Below are 245 nucleotides of genomic sequence, written 5' to 3'. Positions count from 1 at the left end.
CCGGTGCTGATGTCGTACGGCTTCTGCGTGGCGTCGAGTTCGAGCGTGGTGGCGCCGTCGGTGCTCGTGGGCGGCGGCACGTTGGCCTTCACCTTGAGCCCGGGCAGCAGGCCGAGCACGTTGATATAGCGCTGGAACGTGGCCGTGCGCAGCGGCCGGTCCTCGACGATATGCGCGGCGATCGCGCGCATCTTGTCTTCGAGCTTGCCCGGCTTGCCGGTGATCGTCACGGTGCCCACATAGCC

At 67.8% G+C, this 245-nt stretch carries 1 pseudogene; it reads right to left on the bottom strand.

Annotated features, from left to right (window positions below):
- A pseudogene (locus tag SB751_RS34210) lies at positions 1-245 on the bottom strand (ShlB/FhaC/HecB family hemolysin secretion/activation protein); the annotation flags it as partial.

This window comes from Cupriavidus sp. SIMBA_020 (genome assembly GCF_046535395.1).
In the GTDB taxonomy this organism is placed as follows: domain Bacteria; phylum Pseudomonadota; class Gammaproteobacteria; order Burkholderiales; family Burkholderiaceae; genus Cupriavidus; species Cupriavidus campinensis.
The sequence above is the reverse complement of the archived record's forward strand: the minus strand, read 5'-3'. Positions and strand labels throughout refer to the sequence as shown.